Raw genomic sequence first — 25,090 nt, 5'->3', positions numbered from 1 at the left:
TTCATCAAAAAGTGTTACTATTACCAACTTATATGGTGCGTATTTTAACGCAGCTATTATCGGTGCTTTAATACCGAGCTTAACAATAAACCTAACTCTAGGAAGAACAACCTTGCAAACTGAAGAACTTAATAAATTTGTTATAGAAAAACTTGATGATATGAAAGGAAGAGATATTGTTTCTCTTCATATTACTAATAAAGCAAGTTTTGCTGACTATATGATTATCTGCTCAGGTAACTCAAAGCGTCACGTAAAATCCATCGCCCAATCTGTTGCAATGGAATGTCGCGCTGCTGGCTCTGCTCCTCGAGGAATAGAAGGTAACGATGTTGGTGAATGGTCATTAGTTGATTTAGGCGATATTATCGTTCATGTGATGACAGATGAAGAACGCGATAAATATAATTTAGAACAGTTATGGGCAGAAGAATAATTTAGCTGGGCTTAATAATGAAACTAACTTTATATGCCGTCGGCACCAAAATGCCTAGTTGGGTCACTCAGGGCTTTAGCGAATATTCTCGTCGCTTTCCTCGTGACTTACCATTTGAGTTAGTCGAAATATCAGCAGGAAAGCGTGGCAAAAATGCAGATATTGCCCGTATTTTAGAAAAAGAAGGTGAGCAGTTACTCAACGCTATTCCCAAAGGAAACCGAATAGTCACTTTAGAGGTGGAAGGTAAACCTTGGGATACGCCACAACTTGCCAAACAACTTGAACGTTGGCAGTTTGACGGTAGAGATGTCGCATTATTGGTAGGTGGTCCAGAAGGCTTATCTCCTGCTTGCATCAAAGCCAGTGAACAAAAATGGTCTTTATCGTCATTAACCTTACCACACCCTATGGTAAGAATTCTCATTGCTGAAAGCTTGTATCGCGCTTGGAGCGTTAATACTAATCACCCTTATCATAGAGAATAGCTGTGACGACTTATTGTATAGCTGGACAAAGCTTTCTTTATAAAATTATTTACAATAAGTGTGCTAATAAAAATATATTCGCTGCTAAAATAGTATGGCTTAAAGGAAATAATTGTGGCTAAACGTCGTATTACGATGCGTAATCATAGCGCAGAAGCAAACTTATTTGCTCGCCGTACCTTTATTATATTTATGGGTGTATTAATACTTATATTAATATTGTTTAATAATATTTATTCACTGCAAGTAAATTCATTCGAAAAATACCAAACACGTTCTAACTCTAATCGAATAAAACTATTACCTGTTGCCCCGAATCGCGGTCTAATTTATGATCGAAATGGTGTCATTCTTGCTGATAACAAACCAGTTTACAGCCTAGCAGTTATACCTGAGCAAACTGAAAATTTACAAGAGAGTATCGACGAAATTAGTACGTTACTTAACATAAGTGATGATAGAAAAAAAAGCTTTTTCAAATCGGTTAAACGTAAACGCCGCTTCAAACAAATAGAGTTACACCCTCGCTTAAGCGAGCAACAAGTTGCCCTTTTCTCCGTTAATCAGCATAAATTCCCCGGTGTTTTTGTCGATGCTCGGCTAAAACGTTATTACCCTTTTGGTAAGTTAACAACACATAACTTAGGTTATGTAGCACGCATAAATCGTAAAGATGCTAATCAACTTGAAATTGATGGCAAGTCTGAAAACTATGCAGCAACGCATGGCATAGGGAAGCTAGGTATTGAAAAATATTATGAAGATATTCTGCACGGTACCATCGGCCATCAAGAAGTTGAGGTAAATAGTCGAGGTCGAGTTATTCGAACATTAGATTATAAACCGCCAACACCAGGTAAGGACTTAACGTTAACACTCGACATTGAGTTACAGATGATCGCTAAACGTGCTCTGGCAGGAAAACGTGGTGCGGTAGTTGCGATGGATCCACGTACAGGCGATATTTTAGCAATGTACTCTAACCCTAGTTACGATGGTAATTTATTTGTCCATGGTATTAGCACTAAAGATTGGAATAAAATACGTAATTCAAAAGATTTACCCCTAATTAATAGAAGTGTGCAAGGTTACCCGCCAGCATCAACAGTAAAACCCTTCTTAGCATTAACAGGGTTAGAAGAAGGTATTATTACACCTGAAACCCGAGTTTGGGATCCTGGCTGGTATCAACTTAAAGGTTTACCTAATAAATACCGTGATTGGAAAAAGTGGGGCCATGGCTGGGTTGACTTAAATAAAGCAATTGAGCAATCCTGTAATATCTACTTTTTTGATTTAGCTTTTAAGCTCGGTATCACCAAAATTAGTACCATGATGGAACGCTTTGGTTTTGGAGATTACACTGGCATTGATATACATGAAGAAAGTAGCGGTATCATGCCTAGTGTCGAATGGAAGCGTGCTCGCTACAATAAAGCTTGGTATACAGGTGAAACCTTGTCGGTTGGTATTGGACAAAGTTATTGGACCGTTACCCCATTACAATTAACCCAAGCATTAACAACCTTAGTAAATCGCGGCAAACGCAGAGTACCACACTTGCTTAAATCAACTAAAGAACGCAGCAGAGACTCAGATATTGAAGAAGAAGTCATTTATGAAGAGCAAGCACCTTTAGTACTAAAAAATGACAAGCATTGGGACTTAATACTTAACGCTATGCACCGAACAGTTCAAGAAATTAGCGCAACAGCTCATGCACCATTTAAAGGTGCAAAATATGATGCCGCAGGAAAAACCGGTTCAGCACAGGTTGCGCGTATTAAACAAGACGAAAAATATGATGCAGAAAAAACAAAAGAAAATCAACGAGACAACGCAATGTTTATCGCTTTTGCTCCCTATAATGCACCTGAAATAGTCGTATCAGTGGCAATAGAAAACGTTTCAAAAGGTGGCGGTGGCACCAATGCAGGCCCTGTAGCAAGACAAATTATGGATCAGTACTTTGGCAACAGAGAAATTGCATCTAGCTATGGAAGTTCAACTATCGATACAGATGATGTTGCTCATCACCATACTCACTCGCCATTACAACACAATTTGAGCACTAGTCATGCGGAATAATAACGAAGCGCAAGAACAAACCTATAGTATATGGCAAAAATTGCATATCGATTTAGTTTTACTGCTCGGCATATTATCACTTATGGCACTAGGATTATTTATTGTCTACAGTGCTGGCGGGCAAGATATAGACATAGTTTACCGTCAAGCGATTCGATTAGGCGTTGCTTTAGTTGTTATGGTAGCCGTTGCTCAAATTCCTCCCCTCTCCTATAAAAAATGGGCAGTACCTGTTTTTGTAATAGGAATATTATTACTCGTTTCCGTATTACTTTTTGGCCATGTAGGTAAAGGGGCACAGCGTTGGTTAGATTTAGGTTTTATGAAGTTTCAACCATCTGAAATAATGAAGCTCATTGTCCCTATTATGATTGCTTGGTTTATTAGCCAAGAAAGTCTTCCCGTAAAAAAAACCACGATGTTTTTCGCTTTTATTTTAGTATTAATGCCAACGCTTTTGATTGCTAAGCAGCCTGATTTAGGCACATCATTATTAATCGCTAGCTCAGGTATTTTTGTCATATTCCTTGCTGGTGCAAGCTGGAAACTCATTGGTGTATGTGTTGGTTTAGGCTCAGCTTTTGCTCCTATTTTATGGATGTTTTTGATGAAAGATTATCAAAGACAACGCGTAATGACCTTTTTAAACCCTGAACAAGACCCGCTTGGCTCAGGCTACCATATTATTCAATCTAAAATAGCAATTGGCTCAGGCGGCGTTACCGGTAAAGGCTGGTTACAAGGTACACAGTCACAACTCGAATTCTTACCTGAACGACATACCGACTTTATTTTTGCCGTTTTCAGCGAAGAGTTTGGTTTAGTTGGCGTCGGCATATTACTCGCAGTATACTTACTTATTGTAATGCGCGGGTTATGGATTGCTACGCATGCTCAAGATGCATTTACAAAGTTATTAGCCGGTAGCATAACTTTAACCTTCTTCGTTTATGTCTTTGTAAACATAGGTATGGTATCAGGCTTATTACCAGTGGTTGGCGTACCACTTCCCTTAGTTAGTTTTGGAGGTACTTCAATGGTGACTTTGCTCGCCGGTTTTGGCATGCTTATGGCTATCAGTACACATAGGCGATTTCATGTATAATATTCAGTTATTTCGTCTTAATTTATTATCAACATAGCTTAACAGCGAACATAAGATATTACTTTTTACTAAAACCATAATAAATATACTGCAACTATAACAATCAAACGTTTTATACAATGAGTCAATTCATGAGAATTCTACAAACACTTTTCTTAATTATTTCGGTGCTTCTCGTCGCATCCTGTAGTAATGGCCGTTATCAAGATAAGCACGATAGTATCCCAACTCGACTGCCAAACCAAAGCGAACAACAAGATGCTATTGCACGTGCCGAGCCATACAGTAGAGGGGGGAATAAAGACTATCAAGTACGTGGTATCAATTATAAAGTATTACCTAGTGCAGAAAATTTTGAACAAATCGGCACAGCTTCTTGGTACGGTAATAAATTTCATGGTCATTTAACGTCCAATGGCGAAATTTATGATATGTATGCCATGAGTGCAGCACATAAACATTTGCCTTTACCGACATATCTTAAAGTCACTAATCTTGCGAATAATAAATCAGTTATTGTTCGTGTCAATGATCGTGGACCTTTTCATCAAAATCGTATTATTGATTTATCCTACAGTGCAGCCTATAAGCTTGATATGCTAACAAGTGGGACTGCAGAAGTAAAAATCAGTGCGATTACTGAATTTGGAGAGAAGGTAACAGCAATGAGCCCACCTATCCCCAAAAAAGAAGCTGAAGCCAAGCCAGTCGTCAGTAAAACCATTGCTGACCATTTACTTGAAAAGTCACTAACGAAAGAAAAAGATCATATTCAAGTCTTTGCTACGAGTAAGCATGAACTTGCACAAACAATAGCGAAAGAAATCTCAGCTAAATATTCTCAAACAGTTAAATTTCCTAAAGAAAACGGTATATATCGCATTCAAATAGGCCCTATAGCGAATACAACAACCTTAAATAACCTCTTGCTAGAACTAAAAAAAGGTAGCTACCCAAATGCCTATTTAAAGGCTTTATAATAGACAAAATAATGCAACCGTTAAGATATTAATACTAATTGTAAATCGATTTTTACAATTTACTTAATATCAACCATAGCCATGTAAATTAGAGCTGTTATACTTTCCTCTAGCTTTATATTAATTCATCACTCTATCGAACCTAACATTAAATAATTATGCCTATAAAATCAAAAAATATCATACGTAATTTTTTCAAAGTAATATCAACTTCCTTACTTGGAACGACTTTAGCTTTTTCATCGATAAGTCATGCAATAACAATTATTCCTGAAGCACCACAAATTAATGCTAAAGGCTATATTTTAATGGATTTCACTACAGGCAAAGTTATTGCTCAAAGCAATGCTGATATGCAACTAGCACCTGCCAGTTTAACCAAAATGATGACAAGTTATATCATAGGAAAAGAGTTAAAAAGCGGTAACATATCCAATGATGATAAGGTAACAATCAGCGAAAATGCTTGGGCAAAAAACTTCCCTGACTCATCAAAAATGTTTATTGAGGTCGGCACAGAAGTTTCAGTTGAACTGTTGAATAAAGGGATTATTATTGCATCAGGTAATGATGCTTGTGTAGCTATGGCAGAGCACATTGCCGGTAGTGAAGGTGCTTTTGCCGATTTAATGAATGCTCATGCTGAGCAATTAGGTATGTCGAGTTCATTTTTTGAGAATAGTCATGGTTTAGATAGCTCATCACATATGACTACACCTCGCGATATGGCAACTTTAGCAGGTGCAATCATTCGTGACGTACCTGATGAATATGCTCTTTATAAACAAAAGTCTTTTACATACAACAATATCAAGCAATATAACCGTAACTCATTGTTATGGGATAAAAGCTTAAATGTAGATGGCATGAAAACAGGCCACACATCAAATGCTGGCTATAGCCTAGTCACCTCGGCAACAAAAGGCAACATGCGTCTTATTACCGTAGTAATGGGTACTGAAAGCGAGCGTGCACGTAAAGTAGAAAGTAAAAAGTTACTTAATTATGGTTTCCGTTTCTTTGAAACATTCACGCCATACCAAGCTGGTGAAGTGTTTGCCACTAACCGTATTTGGATGGGTGACAAGAAAGAAGTAGATTTAGGCATAACCATGGATATTCCTATTACTATCCCTCGTGGTCAACGTAAGAATTTAGAAGCAACATTTGAATTAGATCAACAATTGAAAGCGCCGATAGCTAAAGGCACAATTGTTGGTAAATTGTTCCTACAGTTAGGAAATGAAGAGATTGCACAATACCCACTGGTTACGCTACAAGAAGTTAATGAAGGTAGTTTCTTTTCTAAAGTTGTTGATTACATTAAATTATTCTTTGCACAGTTTTTTGAATAAAAACGTTACTTAAATAATTTACATAAAAAAAAACCACAGGTAATATATAACCTGTGGTTTTTTTGTTTTAATGTCTACTTCATTTTACACTGTCTTTAAACATACTCTAAGATTAAACAACACGCTGAATAACCTGCACCAAAAGAGCATAACACTGCTTTATCTCCAGAATTGAAACCATCATGATGCTTATGCAAAGCAATAATACAACCTGCCGAACTTGTATTAGCATACTCATCTAAAATGATAGGAGCTTCTTCAGGAGTAGGATCGCGACCTAAGACCTTCTTACCAATAAAGTTATTCATATTAATATTAGCTTGGTGTAAATAAAGACGCTTAATATTTTCTGGTGCTAAGCCAACCTTATCCATTTGCGATGCTATTAGGTTCGATACCATCGGCAGTACTTCTTTAAATACTTTTCGACCTTGCTGAATAAAATATTTATCCACATCATTCTCAGTGTCAGGGCTACATTGATTCATGTAACCAATATTACTTCTAATATTATTTGAAAATTGTGTAATAGGCTGCTCTGCAATGATTTTAAACTGATGCTCTCCTGTCGCAGTAGAAGAGTCTTCAACAATAGATGCAGTAGCAACATCACCAAAAATAAAGTGACTATCTCTATCGCGATAGTTAATTTGTGGTGTCAGTATTTCAGGGTTAATCACTAATACGGTTTTAGCTGTACCACTACGAATAGCATTAGCCGCATTGATAATCCCGAAGGTTGCCGCAGAACAAGCAACCAACATATCAAATCCCCAACCTGAACAGCCTAGCGCTTGCTGTATTTCTATCGCCATAGCAGGGTAAGAGCGCTGTGTATAAGCACAAGCAACAATAATAAGATCAATATCTGCCGCGGTTTTATTGGCTGCAGCCATAGCCTGTTTCGCTGCAGCAACACCAATTTCGGCTTGTAAGGATAATTCGTTATTGGGACGTTCAACAAATGTCGGTCTCATAACATCAATATTCAATATGTCTGACTTAGACATAACATAACGGCTTTTGATACCTGAAGCTTTTTCAATAAAAGCGCTACTCGAATGAGCTAGCGCAGTAATATCACCGCTTTCAATAGCTTGTTTATTACTACTATTAAAGTGATCAACATAACGATTAAAACAAGTGACTAACTCATCATTGGAAATACTTTCGGGAGGAGTAAATAACCCCGTCCCACTAATTACAACAGACATAAAATTCTCTCAAACTTACAAAGAAGGTATGACCACTAGTGTATTTTATTTGATAGGTTTTGTCGATTATTCGCCTACTTATTAAAAAGTTCTTCCGATATAGCGATAATTATATATAAAGATAAATTATCTTAGATAATAAAAGCTTACTCTTCAAAGTAAGTGCCCCAGCCGTCATAGTCTACGTTGCATTTCTGTGCTAATTCAAACATCGCTTTGGTTTCTTTTCGTAGTAACTCAGCATTGAGCATTTGCTCGGTTACAATATCAAAGGCAAAGACTTTGTCGCCATTTTCAAGCTCAGCTTCTTCTGGCTCTTCAATTTCTAATCCAAGTTTAAATGCAGCTATCGCGGCTTTCTCAAGTAAATCAAAATTCTCACTAGCAAAATGATGCTCAATAGTATGATATACCTCTTCGTTCGTTCCATCTGATAGTAACTCACCTACAAGTGCATCGGTATGCTCCAACCAACCTTCTAATTCTTTATCAATCATTTTATTTACCTTCTGCTAGTTCTTTATCAAGTTGACTAATTTTTTCTTTCATTAATGCGTGTGTTTGCTCAGCGATATTACGTGCACTGACGCTATCATCATTAGGAATAACAATAGGCTCTAATAGCTCAATAAGAATTTTCCCATTATTCCAACGGCCCAATTTAATTGTTCCTATTTGATTGCTAACACAAATAGGAATTATAGGAACATTAGCTTGCATTGCCGTACGAAAAGCCCCTGTTTTGAAAGGTAAAAGCCCTCGCCCTTTACTCCGAGTACCTTCAGGAAACATCAAAATAGAAAGTTTATTTCGAATGATTTTTTTGACGGTAACATTCATTGTGCCCATCGCTTTATTCGAGTTTTTACGGTCAATTAATATATTTCCTGTTAGCCAGTACATTTGACCAAAAAAAGGGATCCATTTTAAACTTTTTTTACCTAGCGTGACCGTACCTGGTTGCACTGCATTAGCGACGGTAAATATATCATAATTGTCTTGATGATTAGCCACATAAATAGCAGGGCCGACAGCCTTAACTGACTCAGGAATTCTTACTTCAACATCAAAGCCTAATAACTTACTCATCTTGCCTAAATATTTAGACGTATGGTAAACATTATTTCGATGAAAAGGCCTTATCAAACAATACGAGCAAGAAACAATGCAAATAAATAGAAAGATAAAAGCCATCAAAATAAAACGAAAAAGAGTTAACAATAAAGGAATTCCTAGCAAAATTTGAGGTGGCGAGTATAGCAAGTTGCCATACTCAATAAAACAATTACTATCTTCAAGATAGCGATCAAAGACGTAATTTTCCAATATAAAATTAATAAAAACAAAGTAAAGACAAGATAGAATTTTAGCGCATAGCAATAAGTTCACTTTCTATAAGCGCATAAAAAACACTCTTAGGGGGGATCGCTTTAGAGAGCAAATAACTAGAGAGCAAATAACTAGAGAGCAAATAACTAGAGAGAAAAGAATACGATTAAGATTAGTTAACCTTAAGTTAATAAACTTAAAGTTAACTAATGTGGCATTTAAGTAATTTCTGCCATTTTAATTTTAATATAAGATTGGGCATCACTTGATAGATGAGACTTAGATAAGTAGCTTTTCCCTGTATTTTTTCCTGCCTTAAAGTGCAAAACATACCCTAAGTCAGTTTCTGTTATGGTAGTAACGTCTTGCCATAATATTCGACCGGTATGATAAAAAGACTCACTAAGAACACCTTGTTCATCAACCGTTAATGTCACTTCGCTGTTAGAGGCTTTACTAAGCATTTGTCTAACAACCCACCAAGGTTGACTATAGTATAAACTTAGCGCTTCAAGTATCCCCAATGCTACAACAAACCAAGCAGCATACGCATTTACTGGGGTAAATATCAAAATAATTAAACCAAATGACATTAAAACACCTGATTTTAAAAAGGTCTTAGCAGAAAGCTCTAATGTGCTTGACTCACTATAGCACTCATTAAAATATGCTTTATCTAATATAAATTTACTTGTAAAAGAAGGAGATGGTTTCATTAAAAAAACTAACAATAAATAAAAATAATTCTAACAGAAATTTTTCACGAAGTAATGAAGGTAATTAAAGTTTCATAGTTATATCAACTAGATTAAATCTATTCTCTACTCAAGAGCATAGTTAATGTACAAGAACCAGGCCAGCGGGCTACTTTAGAGTCATTCCAAAGCCAATAAAACCAATGATATACGCGCGTATTGTGCAAGCCGTCAAAAGACGACCTTTAATGTATACTGTGTCATCAAAACTATATATTTAGCTAGAATGTTAAAAACTACTACGATCAACAAATGGCTTTGGCTCTTCATTTTTAGATAAACCATTCTTCATTGCTATCTTTTGGTTTTTTCGTCCTAACAATCGTAACTGAACTATTCTTTCCCAAAATAATGCCGCTCTGGTATCTTTTTTCCAAGTCTTTTTAAATAAATATTTTGCAGCAGCAATAGCATCAGGACTTTGTTGACAAATTTTTTCAGCCAACGCTTTCGCCTCAATGATAGGCGTTTCACTAACTTTTGAAACTAAACCATATTGCTCGGCTTCAACCCCTGAGAAAAATCGTCCTGTCATTGTTAATTCTTGGGCTATATCTAGGCGAGTTAATCGAGATAACGTGACCATACCACTCATATCTGGAATTAATCCCCATTTCATTTCTAGAATCGATAGATTTGCATCAGGAGTCGCTATACGATAATCACAACCTAATATGATCTGCATCCCCGCCCCAAAACAATTACCATGCACAACAGCAATAACAGGCACTGATAAATCTCGCCAAACGTGTGCTACACGTTGAAACATATTATCTTTGCGCCAAGGCAGTTTGAAAAAGAACTTACCAATCATTGACGGGTTTTTAGCAACATAATTAAAATCTAATCCAGCACAAAATGAAGCACCTGCACCTTGTAAAATGACACAACGAATAGCACGATCTTTATTAATTTTTTTCGCTACTTGCACTAGTTCAAGTATCATTGGTTTATCTAAACCATTATGTTTATCCACTCTATTTAAAGTGACATAAGCAATGTTTTGCTCAACGTTAAATTTCACTCTTGCATTAGTCATAAAATTTACCATCTCCAAGTTAATCTTTTCTTGAGTGTGCCATAATTAAACTGGTAGTACCACAAGGCAAGATTATTTAGCCTTACGTGGTAATTTTCAGATCAAAAATGTGCATCTTTTTCCTGAACTTTACCAATATATCGGATAATTTTGTGGTAAAGTTACTAAACGCACCTAGATTAATGTCATTGCAACAATAAAACAGCCTCAGGTTGATAATGTTAAAAATAAATAACATGCAATGATTACTGATACTTTCAGATGTCTACTATTTCAGACGTCTGCCCTTGGTATACCCTCTAAGGGATAATAGTTTAATTTTTCTAAGGAAATAACATGCAAGTTATTATTTTTGACGATGCACAACAAGTTGCCGTTAATGCTGCCGAATGGGTAGCTGAATTACTTACTAAGAAAAAAAATCCTGTGTTAGGCCTAGCGACAGGCAGCACTCCGATTAGCCTTTATCAACAACTTGTAAATAAATATAAAGCAGGTGAGTTAAGTTTTAAAAATACAACAAGTTTTAATTTAGATGAGTATTTGGGTATTGATGCTGATAATGCACAAAGCTATCGTCACTTTATGAATCAAAATTTATTTAATCATGTTGATATTAATATAGACAATACCTTTTTACCTACTTGTAACCAAGGTGAAAACCCTAGAGAGCAAGGTTTAGCATATGAAGAAAAAATCAAACAGGCTAATGGTGTTGATTTACAAATCTTAGGCATTGGTGCAAATGGACATATTGGTTTTAATGAGCCAACATCAAGTCTAGCGTCACGCACACGAATAAAAACATTAACACAACAAACCCTTACTGATAATTCTCGTTTATTTGATAAAGATGAATTTCAACCAACACTTGCTATGACCATGGGTATTGCAACTATTTTAGATGCGAGATATGTCCTGTTAATGGCAACAGGTGAGAGTAAAGCACAGGCAGTAAAAGACATGGTAGCTGGCCCACTTTCAGCTATGTGCCCAGCTTCAGCTTTGCAAATGCATGAAAACGCCATTGTATTATTAGATAAAGCGGCAGCAAGTAAGCTAGAAGATCAAGAATATTACCATTGGGCAAATAATCAAAATATTAAAGTAAATGAAGAGTTTGGTTTATATCACAACTATTAGTTTAGATAGTTTTCATTTAAGATGATATTAGCTTAGATAATTACCTACATTAACAATAAAAACCGACATTATGTCGGTTTTTTTATACCTGTTTAATTAAGTAAACAATTTTATATAGAGAACAAAATAGCTTAAGGTTAAAAATATCGCTTATACAGCAAACGGATATTTTATTGCTTCATGGCTCTGATAACCTTCCACTGAGAAATCATCCATTGTGACCCAGGTTTCTAAGTCTTTTAACGATTTAATATCCGGATTTATAATCAATTTAGGTAACGGCAACGGCTCACGTTTAAGCTGCACCTCTTTCATCAAGGCTAATTGATCCTCATAAATATGTGCATTTACTATTTTATGATAAGCAATACCAGGCTTTAATCCTGTAATTTGCGCCATGATAGCCAAGAAAAAGAATACCTGTACTTGGTTGAAATTTAGTCCTAGAGGTACATCACACGAACGTTGAAAACTGGTTAAATAAAGTGTGCCATCTAATACTGAAAAATTGTGAGTATGCATGCAAGGCCTTAAACACCCCATATGAAATTCACCAGGGTTATAAAACGTCAGGATTTCAGCACGATCGTCGATACCTTGACTTAAGTTATCAACTATTTTTTGGAGCTGATCAATAGTGCCACCATCAGGTTTAGCCCAAGCTCGCCCCTGAACGCCATAAACACGCCCCATATCATCCTCACCTTTACGATGAACATTGTTTAACCAAGCATCATTTAAATTAGCATTCGCATCCCAGGTTTTTGTACCTAGTTTTCTAAAGTCAGCCGCATTATCATAGCCACGAATATAGCCAAGAAATTCAGCAATAGCCGATTTAAAAAAACTTTTTCGGGTCGTTATCATCGGAAATTCGTTATCGGCAACATTGTATTCCAAATCAGCATTAATAACGGTTAAACAACGCTTCCCGGTTCGACTATTTTCAACCCAAGTACCTTGGTCAACAATACGTTGACACAAATCTAAATATGCACGCATTATACTTTACCTTTATTAGCAGATGTTGTTTTGCTTCCTGTACGCTTTGTATTAGATATTGCTTCTTTTTCTTGAATTAAGTAACCCAAATAAATAATCAAAACTCCACCTAAAATCATCGGTAGACTTAAAATTTGCCCTTTAGTAATAAAAGAAAAATATAAGCCTAAATGAGCGTCTGGCTCTCTAAAGAATTCAATAATGGTTCTAAACACACCATACCCAATTAAGAAAGCGCCTGAAGCTAAACCTAAACTTCTAGGCTTACGTGTAATAACGTATAAAATAGCAAATAATACGACACCTTCCAGGAAGAATTCATACAATTGTGATGGGTGGCGTGGTAATTGTAATGGGTCGGTTGGAAACACCATAGCCCAAGGTACATCAGTTTGTCTTCCCCATAATTCAGCATTAATAAAGTTACCTAAACGTCCCATACCTAAACCAATAGGTACAAGCGGTGCAACAAAATCACCTACGGTTAAAAATGCTTTATTGGTTTTACGTGCAAATAGGTACACCGCAGCAATAACACCGAGCAATCCGCCATGGAATGACATACCGCCAGCCCAAATTTTGAAAAGGTACAATGGCTCGGCTAAAAAGTAGTCGAATTGATAGAAAAATACATAGCCTATTCGCCCACCTAAAATTACACCAAGAAAGCCATAAAATAATAAATCACTTACTTGTTCACGAGTCCACTCGCCACCACTTTTATCTGCGGCTTTATTTGCAATAAACATTGCACCCAAAAACCCGACTAAGTACATCATACCGTACCAACGAAGAGCAACCGGCCCAATACTAAAAATAATAGGGTCAATAATGGGAAATTGTAAAAACTGGTCTGTCATTTTCTATCCAAATAAAGCTTCGCTTAAAAATGCGAAGAAAGTTAAGTTAACATCATTTTCATTGCCACAATAATGAGAAAAATGGCAAATAATTTTTTTAAAGTTTGTACGGGCACCTTAGCGGCATATTTTACGCCAACAGGCGCAAATAATGAAGATGTTAGCGCGATTCCGCTCAAAGCGGGTAAATAAACATAACCAAGACTCCAAGCTGGCAATAATTCATTACCAAATCCTGAAATGATATACCCCAAAGAGCCAAATAACGCCACCATAACGCCACATACAGTAGCAATACCGATACAATGTCTTAATGGCGTACCAAAGTACGTTAAAATTGGCACTAAAATAGCCCCACCTGCCATGCCCATTAAACTCGCAACAACACCGGTGAGTAAACTAATAAATTGTAACTTAATCTTTGACGGCATTTCTTTATAGCGCTGCAACCGAATAGATAGCAACATATAGGAGGCAAGTATTACAACCGCAATAGCAAAAAAGCTTGTTAATGCTTGAGCTGACAAATGATCAGCAATAAAAGCCCCTACTAAGGCCCCAAAAGCGACAATGAACATCAGTGGTTTCGTTATATTCCAAGGAATATTTCTATTTTTATGGTGCGCCAATGTGGCACTAGATGAAGTAATCACAATTGTCGATAACGAGGTTGCCAACGCCATTGGCATGATCACTTCATTACTAATACCTAGTTGAGGTAATAAGTAAACTAAAGCAGGCACTACAATTAAACCGCCACCAATACCTAATAGTCCAGCTAAAAAGCCGGTAATAGCGCCAAGGAATAAACAGCTAATAAAAATTAGAAACATTACAATCCAGCGCGAATAAAACCGCCCAAACCTAATTGTTCGAGTTGCTCATTTAAGTATGTATGCACTTGCTTCGCAGTAATCAATTTTAAGGTGTGAGATAAAATCAATTCTGCTCTTTGAAAATCAACATGGCGAATAACCCATTTAATACGCGCTATATTATGTCCATTCATACTGAGTTTATCAAAACCCATTGCTAATAATAACAAGGCACCCGCAGGTTCACCAGCCAACTCCCCACACAAACTTAACGGTATTGAATACTTTTTAGACTCTTTGGCAATCGTATACAATGCTCTAAGTACCGCGGGGTGATAAGCATCGTGTAAATCAGCCACTTGAGCATTATTACGATCTACCGCAAGTAAATACTGTGTTAAATCATTACTACCAACAGAGAAAAAGTCAACTCGTTGAGCTAACTCTTCAAGTTGAAATATCACAGAAGGCACTTCTAACATGATACCTATTTTGGGACGCGGAAGCTCCTTAATCTGCATGTCGTTGCCATGTTTATAAGTTATATCACTTTGCCGCTCGCTATTTATCTCAATACCCACTTCTAAATGCGCTTGATTAATTAAACGAATAGCGTCATCTACTTCATTAACATTTGAAATCATCGGTAGCATAATTGCTAAATTATTATACTCATGATTAGCCCGAATCATGGCACGCACCTGAACTAAAAATATTTCAGGGTGATCTAAGGTAATCCTGATCCCACGCCAACCTAGAAAAGGATTATCTTCGGTAATAGGGAAGTAAGGTAACGATTTATCTCCACCTATATCTAACGTACGCATGGTAACAGTTGCTTGAGAAAACTCTTTTAATGTTTGTTCATATAAAGTCGTTTGTTCTTGCTCTGATGGAAAATAATGCCGATCCATAAAAGGTATTTCTGTTCGATATAAACCTATACCTAAGCTACCTAAATTTTCTGGTCGTTCAAAACCGGCAGACAAACCAGCATTTAATTGTAGCTCTATAGCTTGACCATCTTGCGTGATAGTTGGTAGATGAACCTCTTGCTGAATTTTACTGATCAATTCACTTTCTTGAGCAATTAAATGCCGATATTCACTTATCAATGCATCATCAGGATTAATAAACAATTCACCACTATAACCATCAACAATAGCTTGTTGATGGTTAAACTGAGCAATTGGAATGTTTGTAATTCCCATTATTGCCGGTAATTCAAGCGCATGCGCTAAAATAGCAGCATGAGAGTTAGCTGAGCCAGACAAAGATACAATGCCTTTTAAACCTTTATGTTGATATTCAGCCAGCATAGAAGCCGTTACATCTTCCGCCAGCAAAATAAAGGCTTTAGGCAATTTTACTTTTAATGATTTTTTCTTTTGTAAATTCAGTAATAAGCGATTACCTAAATCTCGAATATCGGTAGCTCGCTCTTTTAAATAACTGTCATCTATTGCTTCAAATTGAGTCACATAATGATCAATGATAAGCTTAAGAGCGCTTTCTGCTTGCCAGCCTTCATTGATTTTTTTTATCACGCCCTGACTAATATCAGCTTGGTCAAGCAATTGTATGTAAACATCAAAAATAGCTAAATTATCATTAGTAATAATATTACTTAATTTTTGACTCAGCTGTTCAAAGTCAGCTTTGGTTTTATTAACCGCAGTGGTAAAACGCAGCACTTGTTTACTTTGTTGAGCGACACTCACTTTTTGTAATGCTAGCGTAGCAAGCTCAACCTTAGGCTGATGTACAATAATCTCGCTCAGTGCTATCCCTGGAGCACCAGCAATACCCAACAACTGTTTTACATCTTTACTTTTTTCTGATTCCGTAAATAGATTTTTCACTTCAGCACTCGCTAGCGCATTAGCTAATTGAGCGGCTAACGTAACTAAAAAGGCTTCCTCATTTTCTGTAAAGTTCCTCGCATGCTTTTGTTGAATAGAAAGGATCCCCAACACTTTACGTCGGTGAATAATAGGTGTGCCTAGAAAAGCATTGAAATCATCTTCTTCAACTTCGGGGGCATGCATAAAATGTTGATGATTTCGCGCATCGGCAATATTTATTGGCTCTTCTCGTTGTCCTACTAGTCCAACTAAGCCTTCAGAAAACCTTATCGCGGTTTGCCCAAACGACTTTTGTGCTAAGCCATCGGAAGCCATTAATAAAAAGTGTTGTTGAGCGTGGTCAGCTAAATAAATTGAGCAACAGTCAGTATTTAGTGAATTTTTGATTTGGCTAACCATACGCTCTAATGCTATTTGCAGCTGCATTTCTTGACTAAACTCAAGCACAATACGACGTAGCGTGGTTAACATAATTTCCTTATTGAACGTATAAAATGAATAAAAAAGCCCACGTAAGTAGGCTTTTAATAAAATAACTCATAGTAATAATTACGCTTGGCGTTTACCTCGATTAGGCCGCCTATCAGGCCTTTTTTCATATGAAAAAGATAAAGCCTGTACGGCAAACTCTTTCATAACTTTACGATAAACATCGCGCTTAAATGACACTACTTGTCGAACTGGATACCAGTAACTCACCCAACGCCAATCATCAAATTCAGGATGAGAGCTATGTAGTAAATTGACCGATGATTCAGGTGCAGTTAATTTTAATAAAAACCACTTCTGTTTTTGCCCAATACAAACAGGTTTACTATCGTGCCTTATATAACGTTTTGGTAATTTATACTTTAGCCAGTGTTTAGTTGAAGCAACAATTTTAACATGTTCTGGTTTTAATCCTACTTCTTCATATAACTCTCGAAACATGGTTTGCTCAGCAGTTTCACCTTCATCAACACCACCTTGTGGATATTGCCATGAATGTTGCCCAAACCTTCTAGCCCAAAATACTTGTCCCCTGCTATTAATTATTACTATGCCGACATTGGCTCGGTAGCCTTCGGCATCGATCACAGGAACTCCTGAAAACTAAAAAATACTTGTGTAGATTCAACCATAATAACGCCAATGGAGCAAATGATTACTTTGATTTTTTTACCTAATAGCAAGATAATGGCTTTTTATTTACCAAGCATTAATGATTAATACTACATGAATATTCCCGCTTCTGAACAAGAGTTACTTGAAAGAGTGCATAACTTAGCTGGCTTAACCCTCGCAGAAGTTGCTTATGATGCGAAAATTGAAATACCTGTAGATTTAAAACGGAACAAAGGTTGGATAGGATTATTGCTTGAACATGTGCTTGGCGCCAGCGCAAGCTCAAAACCTGAACCTGACTTTCCTACACTTGGTATTGAATTGAAAACCTTGCCTATAAACTGTCAAGGTAAGCCACTTGAAACGACTTTTGTTTGTGTTGCGCCTTTAACAGGTTTAGTCGGCGTTAATTGGCAAAATTGTTGGCTTAAGCAAAAATTATCAAAAGTTCTATGGGTTCCTATCATTTGTGACACCCCTGACAACAAAAAAATTCCTTTAGCAGAGCGCCGAATTGGCAGCGCTTTCCTTTGGTCGCCTTCTGCTGAAGAAGAACAATTATTAGCAATGGACTGGCAAGAGCTAACCGATATGATTGTTTTAGGCGATGTTGAAAATATTCATGGTAAACATGGGCAAGTACTACAACTTAGACCAAAAGCTGCCAACGCTAAAGCGAAAACACAAGCTTATAATCGCCATGGCAAACCATTTATGACCTTACCTCGTGGCTTTTATTTAAAGATTCCTTTCACTCAAGCGCTATTAAATAAAAACTTACGTATCAATGATGGTGCTTGACTTGTTAACACCGTCCCCCTGAAGCGCCCTCGCCTTCCGTATTAAATCACCTACGGAGTGACGGCAGATCGTCATTCTGAACTTGATTCAGAATCTCAAACGTTATGCTGTGTAGTTTATATGATCCAGTATTCTAAGTACTATTCAACCACACGCATGGGATTCCCTATTAAGACACCAACGGAATGACGGAACTGGTGACCTACAAAACGAACAAACCACAAACAAAAAAACAACCAAGGGATGAATGATTTATAAACAACCATGAGTGATTGATGAACAATTGAATGATTAAGTATCAAACAATAAAAACAATAATTACCCATGGTTTACAATTGATATTTCTTGGGTAATTGTTTTACTTACACCCGCTGGGAGCAATTGCATTTCAGTGGTTGCTGCTTCTAAGCAAACAAACTCCTGTTCCCCATTAGGGTGAACGTCGGCCATTTTATTAGCTGCCTCAACACCTGGATTCCAAAAAACCCACTGCTTTGTATTTTGTGATTTCAGCTCAAGCGTTCGGCCCCAAGCATAATCCACTAGACTCAGATCTTTATTGCTATGGTAAATACGGTCAACAGGGCCTACACCATTTTTAAACACTTGTGGCTTACATAACTGTTCAGTTAACTTATCATAATAATCAGCTTGCCCTAGCGCCGCTATTTTTATTTCTGCAGGAGCACTCACCCGGAAATAACTATGCAGAGCACCAGTGTAGTATGCATCGGCATCACCAAGATTAGTCATTTGTAACGTTTGCTTAAACAAACGGCCAAAAAACAATACTTGTTTTAATTGACAAGCATTTGGCCATAGCTCGTTCATTGCTTCTCCCTGCCAACTCAAGGTGACTTCAACCCCCTGCTCGCTAATATCAATACTAACGACTTGCCATTGCTGCATTCGCGCAAAGCCATGATTACCGGCAGTGTGAGCATTATCATTTGGATGCGCGCCAAACCAAGGCCAACACAAAGGTATACCGCCACGAATTGCTTTTCCTTGCTCAAAAAGGGAATCTTTTGATAGCCAAAAAACTTCTTTTTCACCATCAGGATGCCAGCTCAGTACTTGGCCACCATATAAACTAACCTTTGCTTTAACGACTGTATGCTCAATAGCTAATACAGATAAATCTTGAGCTAACTTGGTTTCAAGCACTTGGCCAAATTCGTTTTTAACTAATAACACTATATAAATACCTTATTTATTTCTATATATTAATATGTCAGCGCGTCCAAAATAAAACTAACGGTAAACGGAAGGTAAACTTAAAAGTTTTTACCTAATGATAAAAACACCGTATTTTCACCACCAGAAGCAAAGCCAAAACCAAAAACAGCGGGACCAAAATCAGTATCTGTCCCCAAATATAAGCTACCAGAACGTACCAAGTCGTCCATGGCAATTGATTCACTCACTTCCCACACGTTACCGGTTTCAAAACTAGCGCCTAAATATAACGGTAAACTTGCTTTTCCAAAAAGTTCTCGTCCTAAATCATACTGATAAACAACAGCAGCAAAAACTTTGTGTGCCCCAATTAAGGCATCTTTTTGATAACCAGACAGATTCAAAAAACCGCCTAATTCAGTAACATGCACAGTAAAGTCACTATCATTATTAACCGTTGCAAATGACGCTATGCCAACAAAAGAATGATTATTAACGTTAAAAGCACCACGCCAGTCTAACTGCACTTCTAATGATCTATCTTTAGGCTCAGTCCCTTCAATGTCTTGATAATGATCATTGCGCCAAAACATATTCACAGATAATTTATTACCATAGGTAGGGAAATTAATACTATTTAAACTGTCATAACTAAATGATAAGTAAGCACCATAAGATTCATAATCAAGTGATCCTCCTTGGTGATTTTCAAACGCAAGTTTTCCTGTTTCGCCAAGGAAGCCAAGCTCTATAACACCATCATTTAAGTAATCAAAACCTAATCCTAACTTAGCCAAATAATTTTTATTAATGAGCTCAACTCTATCATCTGTCGCTTCCCATTTATCCTGACTATATTGGATTCTTGTTCTAGCAAAATAATGTTGGCTTTCTGATAATGGTTGATACAGCTCTGTTGCCAATAATGACTCCCAACCTAACTTTATTTCATTAATCCACATACCGCCATACGGCGTCACATCATTTAAAATATAAGCTAAATCAAGATCAATAACAGAGCCTTGTTTAAAATCACTTTCTAATTTAAAACCTAAGTGTAGGTAATTAGGCCCCCAAGATTGAGCACGGGTGGTCACTATCAGTTGCCTCCCTTCAGCTAGATCCAGAAATTCAGCATCAACATACTCAAACTTATCTAAGGAATAAATTCGTTCAATAGCTAATTGCAACTGCTCTTTACTAACAATATCTCCGATATTAATCGCCAACTTTTCCTCAATAATAGCCTGACTCACGGTTGAGTTATTCTGATATTCAATGCTCGTAATAGGTTGGGTAAAAGTATTAAACCAAGTAAGGGCTTTTTGCTTTTTTTCTTGTTGATACGTTGAGTACTCTTGCTCACTAACACCTAACAGCTTTAACGCGGCTTCGCTTTGTAATGCTGCTTGCTCACCTAGCTCAAGCGCTTGTGTCATAATTGAAAAATCTGTGGTACTTAAATAGTCAATTTTTGGACGGATTAATATATCGCTAGTCGATAAATACCGCATTTGAGCCTGAGTGGTATTATTCGTGATAATGGTTGATAACTGGTTAAATACATCAAACGTGCTATTAATATTTTCTTTTGGAAATAACGCTGAACCAATATCTACGGCGATAACAATATCAGCTCCCATCGCTTTGATAACATCAATAGGCATATTATTAGCAATACCACCATCAACTAATAATCTACCATCAATAGTTACTGGCTCTACGACACCAGGAACAGCGGCAGATGCTCGCATCGCCTTTGTAATACTTCCCTTATTAATCACCACCGCTCTAGCTGTTACTAAGTCTGAAGCAATTGCACGATAAGGAATAGCCAAATGATCAAAGTTCGCAAATTTCGCAACTACATTAGTTGACAATTTCAATAAACTATCTGCTGATTGCCCTAGCAAAAAACCATTGGATGACTTTAATTGCCCATCACGAATCCCTATTCGCATGGGAATATTATATTTATCTCTTAAGTTTTTATTTTCAAATGATAAAAACGCTCGAGGAATATAATCAGAGTAGCTCCGCTCCCAAGGCAGGTTGAGCATAGTATTTTCGATTTCATCAACGCTATAACCTAGTGCATATAAGCCGCCAACATAAGCACCAATACTGGTACCAACAACATAATCAATAGGAATGTTATTTTTCTCAATAACCTTTAGCACGCCAATATGAGCTGCTCCCTTAGCACCGCCCCCACTGAGAACTAAACCAACTTTAGGACGTGATTCTGCATAAAGTAATGGGCTTGTTAACGTAATACTGAAAATTAGAAAAAGAAAAGTAAGTCGCATAAAGTTAAAAAGGTTATGAGGAATGGAGACGTTACAAATATACAGTGTTATTTCTTTCTGTTCACCTTTAATTAAAAGTAGGATTAAAATTAAGCTAACATTGGTAAACTAAGCGCGAGTTAAATTCAATGTAAAATATAACTCACCGCTATAGGCAAGAACTTACTGTTGAACAATAGAAGGTTTATTATAGAATGAGCTATAATAAACCCTGCATGAAAAGTCAGGCTTGATGACAATAAATAATCAATAACGTTAGATAAACATTGATTTAACGTCGGCACACCTTGCTTTAAAGTCTTCAGTATCCATAAACGCAATATCAGGTAAAATACCTTTTTTCACATAACTCGTTAATAAGACTTCTTGCGTTGCTTTATTCTTAAAAATATTGTGATAAATAGCACCAGCTCGAATAAAATCTAGATAATGAATCTCGGTTGGTAAAATAGTTAAATCCCCCCAACTTTCCGCTAATTCAGTTAACTCTGCAGAAAATCCCCATGCACGTGTGACTTCTCCACCAATTTTACCTGAAAGCTTAGCAATAGCTTGCTGTAAAAAAGTCGGATTAGCAAAGGTATCTGGATATTGCTCAGCTTCAGTTAAAATAGGTAAAACACCAATATTATGTACTAAAGAGCCTAAGGTAAGCGTATCTAAATTTAATGCCGTATGCTTATTATTTTCAAGATAAATTCCCATTAAACTAATTGATACAGAAGCGACATCAACTGTTTTTTCCCAAGACTTTTTCATGTAAGTAGCTACAACTTCATTTTTAGAAACAAACACTTGTTCAAGTGCCATCGCCGTAGCAATACCCTTAATTTGACGCAGCCCAATACGAGTTACGGCTTGAGACACACTCTCAACCTTAACCGTTCTTCCTAATAACGCGCTATTAGCTACTTTTATTAAGCCTAAAGAAAGCGCAGGATCTTTCGCGATAATGTCACTCATGTAATGTAAATTAACATCAGGATCGTCAGCCGCCTGTCTGACTTTAAATGCAACCTCTGGCAATGTAGGTAATACCAACGCCTCTTGATTGATTTTTTCCGTTAAAATCGTGTATAACGCACTTTCAGCCGCCATAAGAAATCCTCTTTATATTTACACTATCATTTTAACATAGCACAATTTTCTTTAACTCAATGGATTATTTACTTTTTTTGACTAAATATTTTTCACTTATAATAGTCGATAGGTCAATTAATAAGTATTTAACCATTTTCTTTGTTCTAGAACATACTTATCCCTGTTTTGGATTGTCCGTATTCACACTTTTTTTTATAATGCGCCCCCATTTATTCTGTACATAAATCAAACTAATTAAATTTTATGCTAAGACCTGAATTGCTTTCCCCTGCGGGTAGTTTAAAAAATATGCGATATGCTTTTGCTTATGGCGCTGACGCTGTTTACGCTGGACAGCCACGTTACTCTCTTCGAGTTCGAAATAATGAGTTCTCTCTCGAAAACATTCAAATAGGCATTAATGAAGCACACGCATTAGGCAAAAAGTTTTATTTGGTTAATAACATTGCGCCTCACAATGGTAAATTGAAAACTTTTTTAAAAGATATCTCTCCTGTCATTGCAATGAAGCCAGACGCTTTGATCATGTCAGATCCAGGTTTAATAATGATGGTACGTGAAAACTTTCCAGACATGCCTATTCATTTGTCTGTCCAAGCGAATGCGGTAAATTGGGCTACTGTAAAGTTTTGGCACCAACAAGGGGTTGAACGGGTAATACTATCGCGTGAGTTGTCGCTTGATGAAATTGAAGATATCCGCCTACACTGTCCTGAAATGGAGCTTGAAGTTTTTGTGCATGGCGCCTTATGTATGGCTTATTCTGGCCGTTGTTTATTATCGGGTTATATTAACAAACGTGATCCAAACCAAGGCACCTGCACCAATTCATGTCGATGGAAATATGACACACATAAAGCAAAAGAAACTGAAACAGGTGACATTATTGCAGTAGCTCCTTCGCCAGAAATATACACACCAAACAATAATATTATTACACTTGAGCAAGGACATGCTCAAAATCAGCCAGTCGACGACCTAGTATTACTTCAAGAGGAAGGCCGTCCTGGTGAATATATGCCGGCATTTGAAGATGAGCACGGCACATATATTATGAATTCAAAAGACTTACGCGCTGTTGAGCATGTCGAGCGTTTAGTAAAAATGGGAATACATTCATTAAAAATAGAAGGTAGAACTAAGTCGTTTTACTATTGTGCTAAAACTGCTCAAGTTTATAACCAAGCTATTAATGATGCTATGGCCAACAAGCCTTTTGATACTAATTTAAATTCTGAGTTAGAACATTTAGCTCATCGAGGTTATACCGAAGGCTTTTTAAAACGTCACCGTCCCTCAGACACACAAAATTATGACTATGGGTATTCAAAAAGTGATACACAACAATTTGTTGGCGAAGTATTAGGAAGAAACGAAGATTCAGGATTAATTGAAATTGACGTTAAAAATAAATTTCTCATCGGCGATAAGTTAGAATTAATGACACCAAAGGGTAATATCAATTTTACTTTAACGAACATGATAAACAGTAAAACAGGTGAGGTAATAACCGATGCAAAAGGCTCAGGTCATAAAGTAGCTATTGCACTAAATACCGAATTAGATTTAACCTTTGGCATTATTATGCGCTACTTAACTGATGGTGGTACAACAAGACATCCTTTCGCCCAAAACCAAGTAAGTGAATAAATAGTGGCATTATATATTGAAGACAGTTGTATCAATTGTGATATGTGTGACCCTGAATGCCCTAATGAAGCAATAACATTAGGTGAACACATATATGAAATTGATACTGATAAATGTACAGAGTGCGTAGGTCATTATGATAAGCCAACCTGTGTCAGTGTTTGCCCTATAGATTGTGTAAAGCCTGATCCTAATCACGTTGAAAGCGAAGACGCGTTATTAGCTAAATTTATCAAGATGCATGTTGCTTAATTTTATTGTTAATTAAGCGACTTCAGTCACCTGAACACAATACACCTCAATAACATAGGTATTATATTACACATCATTATTAGGCGAATAAATTCGCCCCTACGGTGATGGTAATACCAATTCCGATATTTTTATGATCTAACAAAATATCAATTTCAACAGTTTTATGATCTAATATAAGCTCAGACGAGGAACTATATATGGCTCATAACTTAGCAAA

The 25,090-nt window shown here is 36.8% G+C and carries 23 protein-coding genes; 10 read left to right on the top strand and 13 right to left on the bottom strand.

Annotated features, from left to right (window positions below; genetic code table 11):
• Positions 1 to 112: 112 nt before the first annotated feature.
• The 6 genes from rsfS to Q4503_RS13910 all read left to right on the top strand — a co-directional run bounded on the left by rsfS (position 113) and on the right by Q4503_RS13910 (position 6,452).
• Positions 113 to 436 (top strand): ribosome silencing factor, encoded by a 324-nt coding sequence (gene rsfS, locus Q4503_RS13935; protein ID WP_215971985.1) that lies wholly within the window; start codon positions 113 to 115, stop codon positions 434 to 436.
• 17 nt (positions 437 to 453) lie between these two features.
• Positions 454 to 924, top strand: coding sequence for a 23S rRNA (pseudouridine(1915)-N(3))-methyltransferase RlmH (gene rlmH / locus Q4503_RS13930; protein ID WP_215971984.1), 471 nt, complete (start codon positions 454 to 456; stop codon positions 922 to 924).
• 114 nt (positions 925 to 1,038) lie between these two features.
• Positions 1,039 to 3,012 carry a penicillin-binding protein 2 gene (gene mrdA, locus Q4503_RS13925; RefSeq protein ID WP_215971983.1) on the top strand — a complete coding sequence of 658 codons (1,974 nt, stop codon included), beginning with the start codon at positions 1,039 to 1,041 and terminating at the stop codon, positions 3,010 to 3,012.
• Entirely contained in the window at positions 3,002 to 4,117 is a 1,116-nt protein-coding gene (rodA, locus tag Q4503_RS13920; RefSeq protein ID WP_215971982.1) for a rod shape-determining protein RodA, read from the top strand. Before mrdA ends, rodA begins: the two co-directional genes overlap by 11 nt.
• Positions 4,118 to 4,248: 131 nt before the next feature.
• Positions 4,249 to 5,097 carry a septal ring lytic transglycosylase RlpA family protein gene (locus tag Q4503_RS13915; protein WP_252727369.1) on the top strand — a complete coding sequence of 283 codons (849 nt, stop codon included), beginning with the start codon at positions 4,249 to 4,251 and terminating at the stop codon, positions 5,095 to 5,097.
• A gap of 158 nt (positions 5,098 to 5,255) precedes the next feature.
• Positions 5,256 to 6,452 (top strand): serine hydrolase, encoded by a 1,197-nt coding sequence (locus Q4503_RS13910; protein ID WP_303602628.1) that lies wholly within the window; start codon positions 5,256 to 5,258, stop codon positions 6,450 to 6,452.
• Between the two features lie 95 nt (positions 6,453 to 6,547).
• Here the strand turns inward: Q4503_RS13910 and Q4503_RS13905 are convergent, their stop codons facing one another.
• The 5 genes from Q4503_RS13905 to Q4503_RS13885 all read right to left on the bottom strand — a co-directional run bounded on the left by Q4503_RS13905 (position 6,548) and on the right by Q4503_RS13885 (position 10,789).
• Positions 6,548 to 7,666 (bottom strand): beta-ketoacyl-ACP synthase III, encoded by a 1,119-nt coding sequence (locus Q4503_RS13905; RefSeq protein ID WP_215971979.1) that lies wholly within the window; start codon positions 7,664 to 7,666, stop codon positions 6,548 to 6,550.
• Positions 7,667 to 7,812: 146 nt separating this feature from the next.
• Positions 7,813 to 8,163, bottom strand: coding sequence for a ribonuclease E inhibitor RraB (gene rraB / locus Q4503_RS13900; protein ID WP_215971978.1), 351 nt, complete (start codon positions 8,161 to 8,163; stop codon positions 7,813 to 7,815).
• A gap of 1 nt (position 8,164) precedes the next feature.
• Positions 8,165 to 8,755 (bottom strand): 1-acylglycerol-3-phosphate O-acyltransferase, encoded by a 591-nt coding sequence (locus tag Q4503_RS13895; RefSeq protein ID WP_252727368.1) that lies wholly within the window; start codon positions 8,753 to 8,755, stop codon positions 8,165 to 8,167.
• A 458-nt stretch (positions 8,756 to 9,213) separates the two neighbouring features.
• Positions 9,214 to 9,711 (bottom strand): YcxB family protein, encoded by a 498-nt coding sequence (locus Q4503_RS13890; RefSeq protein WP_215971977.1) that lies wholly within the window; start codon positions 9,709 to 9,711, stop codon positions 9,214 to 9,216.
• Positions 9,712 to 9,979: 268 nt separating this feature from the next.
• Positions 9,980 to 10,789 (bottom strand): crotonase/enoyl-CoA hydratase family protein, encoded by an 810-nt coding sequence (locus Q4503_RS13885; RefSeq protein WP_303602627.1) that lies wholly within the window; start codon positions 10,787 to 10,789, stop codon positions 9,980 to 9,982.
• A 336-nt stretch (positions 10,790 to 11,125) separates the two neighbouring features.
• On the opposite strand from Q4503_RS13885, the gene nagB reads away from it, so the two are divergent.
• Entirely contained in the window at positions 11,126 to 11,932 is an 807-nt protein-coding gene (gene nagB, locus Q4503_RS13880) for a glucosamine-6-phosphate deaminase (protein WP_215971975.1), read from the top strand.
• Positions 11,933 to 12,082: 150 nt separating this feature from the next.
• Here nagB and Q4503_RS13875 read toward each other — a convergent pair whose 3' ends face one another.
• The 5 genes from Q4503_RS13875 to rppH form a co-directional block, all read right to left on the bottom strand.
• Complete coding sequence (locus Q4503_RS13875; protein WP_215971974.1) at positions 12,083 to 12,934, bottom strand: thymidylate synthase; 852 nt, start codon at positions 12,932 to 12,934, stop codon at positions 12,083 to 12,085.
• On the bottom strand, positions 12,934 to 13,794 hold the full coding sequence (gene lgt / locus Q4503_RS13870) for a prolipoprotein diacylglyceryl transferase (RefSeq protein ID WP_215971973.1): 861 nt from the start codon (positions 13,792 to 13,794) through the stop codon (positions 12,934 to 12,936). The genes Q4503_RS13875 and lgt overlap by 1 nt, the downstream gene beginning before the upstream one ends.
• A 41-nt stretch (positions 13,795 to 13,835) precedes the next feature.
• A complete protein-coding gene (locus tag Q4503_RS13865) occupies positions 13,836 to 14,627 on the bottom strand; it encodes a sulfite exporter TauE/SafE family protein (protein ID WP_215971972.1) in 792 nt (263 codons plus the stop codon).
• The gene (gene ptsP, locus Q4503_RS13860; protein ID WP_303602626.1) at positions 14,627 to 16,945 is read right to left on the bottom strand and encodes a phosphoenolpyruvate--protein phosphotransferase; all 2,319 of its coding nucleotides are present in this window, start codon (positions 16,943 to 16,945) and stop codon (positions 14,627 to 14,629) included. Before ptsP ends, Q4503_RS13865 begins: the two co-directional genes overlap by 1 nt.
• Before the next feature lie 78 nt (positions 16,946 to 17,023).
• The gene (gene rppH / locus Q4503_RS13855; protein ID WP_215971970.1) at positions 17,024 to 17,551 is read right to left on the bottom strand and encodes an RNA pyrophosphohydrolase; all 528 of its coding nucleotides are present in this window, start codon (positions 17,549 to 17,551) and stop codon (positions 17,024 to 17,026) included.
• Between the two features lie 138 nt (positions 17,552 to 17,689).
• Here rppH and mutH point away from each other — a divergent pair, with 138 nt between their 5' ends.
• Positions 17,690 to 18,379, top strand: a complete 690-nt coding sequence (mutH, locus tag Q4503_RS13850; RefSeq protein ID WP_303602625.1) for a DNA mismatch repair endonuclease MutH — start codon at positions 17,690 to 17,692, stop codon at positions 18,377 to 18,379.
• Between the two features lie 318 nt (positions 18,380 to 18,697).
• On the opposite strand, the gene Q4503_RS13845 is transcribed toward mutH, so the two are convergent.
• The 3 genes from Q4503_RS13845 to Q4503_RS13835 all read right to left on the bottom strand — a co-directional run bounded on the left by Q4503_RS13845 (position 18,698) and on the right by Q4503_RS13835 (position 22,965).
• Positions 18,698 to 19,576: a D-hexose-6-phosphate mutarotase gene (locus Q4503_RS13845; RefSeq protein WP_303602624.1), complete on the bottom strand. Its 879-nt coding sequence runs from the start codon at positions 19,574 to 19,576 to the stop codon at positions 18,698 to 18,700.
• Positions 19,577 to 19,656: 80 nt separating this feature from the next.
• Complete coding sequence (locus tag Q4503_RS13840) at positions 19,657 to 21,867, bottom strand: patatin-like phospholipase family protein (RefSeq protein ID WP_303602623.1); 2,211 nt, start codon at positions 21,865 to 21,867, stop codon at positions 19,657 to 19,659.
• Positions 21,868 to 22,122: 255 nt separating this feature from the next.
• Positions 22,123 to 22,965 carry an HDOD domain-containing protein gene (locus tag Q4503_RS13835; RefSeq protein ID WP_303602622.1) on the bottom strand — a complete coding sequence of 281 codons (843 nt, stop codon included), beginning with the start codon at positions 22,963 to 22,965 and terminating at the stop codon, positions 22,123 to 22,125.
• Between the two features lie 246 nt (positions 22,966 to 23,211).
• Between Q4503_RS13835 and yegQ the strand changes: the two genes are divergently transcribed.
• The gene (gene yegQ / locus Q4503_RS13830; protein ID WP_303602621.1) at positions 23,212 to 24,618 is read left to right on the top strand and encodes a tRNA 5-hydroxyuridine modification protein YegQ; all 1,407 of its coding nucleotides are present in this window, start codon (positions 23,212 to 23,214) and stop codon (positions 24,616 to 24,618) included.
• A 3-nt stretch (positions 24,619 to 24,621) separates the two neighbouring features.
• Positions 24,622 to 24,870 (top strand): YfhL family 4Fe-4S dicluster ferredoxin, encoded by a 249-nt coding sequence (locus Q4503_RS13825; protein WP_215971964.1) that lies wholly within the window; start codon positions 24,622 to 24,624, stop codon positions 24,868 to 24,870.
• Positions 24,871 to 25,090 lie beyond the last annotated feature (220 nt).

Origin of the sequence: Colwellia sp. 6_MG-2023, assembly GCF_030547765.1 — a bacterium.
GTDB lineage: Bacteria > Pseudomonadota > Gammaproteobacteria > Enterobacterales > Alteromonadaceae > Colwellia.
The sequence above is the reverse complement of the archived record's forward strand: the minus strand, read 5'-3'. Positions and strand labels throughout refer to the sequence as shown.